3 protein-coding genes are annotated in these 1150 nt (G+C 34.2%); all 3 read left to right on the top strand.

Translation table 11 applies throughout. From position 1 onward, the window contains the following. Window positions 1–292 (top strand): dTDP-4-dehydrorhamnose 3,5-epimerase family protein (locus ABY905_RS17415; RefSeq protein WP_372646196.1); only part of this gene is annotated, 292 nt, incomplete at its 5' end. 47 nt (window positions 293–339) lie between these two features. Further along, on the top strand, window positions 340–723 hold the full coding sequence (locus ABY905_RS17410; RefSeq protein WP_372646194.1) for a GxxExxY protein: 384 nt from the start codon (window positions 340–342) through the stop codon (window positions 721–723). Window positions 724–775: 52 nt separating this feature from the next. Beyond that, window positions 776–1150 (top strand): GDP-mannose 4,6-dehydratase (locus ABY905_RS17405; protein ID WP_372646192.1); only part of this gene is annotated, 375 nt, incomplete at its 3' end.

Here is a 1150-nt window from a genome sequence, read left to right as displayed (position 1 = left end):
TCTTCGTCAGGATTCACCGACCTATAAACAGTCACTTTCAATTGTCTTAAGTGGTGAGAATAAGAAACAAATTTTTGTTCCCAAGGGATTTGCTCATGGTTTTCTGGTTTTGAGCGAAACTGCAACCATTGCTTATAAAGTGGATCAATACTATGCGCCCGATCATGACTCAGGCATTGCCTGGAATGATGAAGAAATTAATGTCGATTGGGGCGTTTGTGCTGAAGATATTCAACTGTCAGAGAAGGATAAATGTTTGAAACCACTATCAGAAATTGTAAACCCTTTTTAAACCGCAGATGCTCACTGATAATTAGAGCAGATAAAAAACAGATAATTATGAAAAAGGAGTATTTGTATGAGGACGAATGTCGAGCTATTATTGGAGCTTGTTACGAAGTGCAAAATAATCTAGGTCATGGTTTTCTTGAGGCTGTTTATCAAGAAGCTTTAGTGCATGAGTTTTCCCAACTTAATATTGAATTTGAAGAAGAGAAAAGGTTGAATATTTTTTATAAAGATATTCAGCTTAACAAATATTATAAAGCAGATTTTTATTGTTTTGGAAAAATTGTAGTTGAACTGAAAGCTTGTGAGGTTTTAACTGATGATCATTTAGCTCAAGTGCTGAATTATCTTCAAGCAACAAAATCTCAATTAGGCTTATTAATAAATTTTGGAGCATCTAAGGTGCAAATAAAAAGAGTAATTAATACTTATTAGTAAAATTTTCATCAGTGTATAATCTATTTTGTATCAGTTTAATCTGTGGTTTATGAAGAATATATTAGTTACTGGAGGTGCAGGATTTATTGGTTCTCACCTTATTCGTTTATTGGTGAATAAATACCCAAACTACCGTATCATCAATATGGATGTGCTAACCTATGCTGGGAATTTGGCTAACCTTAAGGATATAGAAGACAAAGAGAACTATGAATTTGTGAAGTGTGATATCTGCGATTTTGAGAAGGTTCAGAAAATCTTTCTTGATTATCAGATTGAAGGCGTGATTCATTTGGCTGCAGAGTCGCATGTTGATCGTTCCATTAAAGATCCTTTTTCTTTTGCACAGACCAATGTGATGGGAACACTTTCTTTATTGCAAGCAGCCAAGTTTGCTTGGGATGGTGATTTTAAGGATAAGTTG

Origin of the sequence: Ancylomarina sp. (assembly GCF_041555295.1) — a bacterium.
Classification (GTDB): Bacteria; Bacteroidota; Bacteroidia; order Bacteroidales; family Marinifilaceae; genus Ancylomarina.
This window is presented reverse-complemented; position numbering and strand designations above follow the sequence as displayed.

Excerpts from the sequence above, each read along its gene's own strand:
- ABY905_RS17410 (WP_372646194.1), top strand. The coding sequence starts at position 340 with ATGAAAAAGGAGTATTTGTATGAGGACGAATGTCGAGCTATTATTGGA.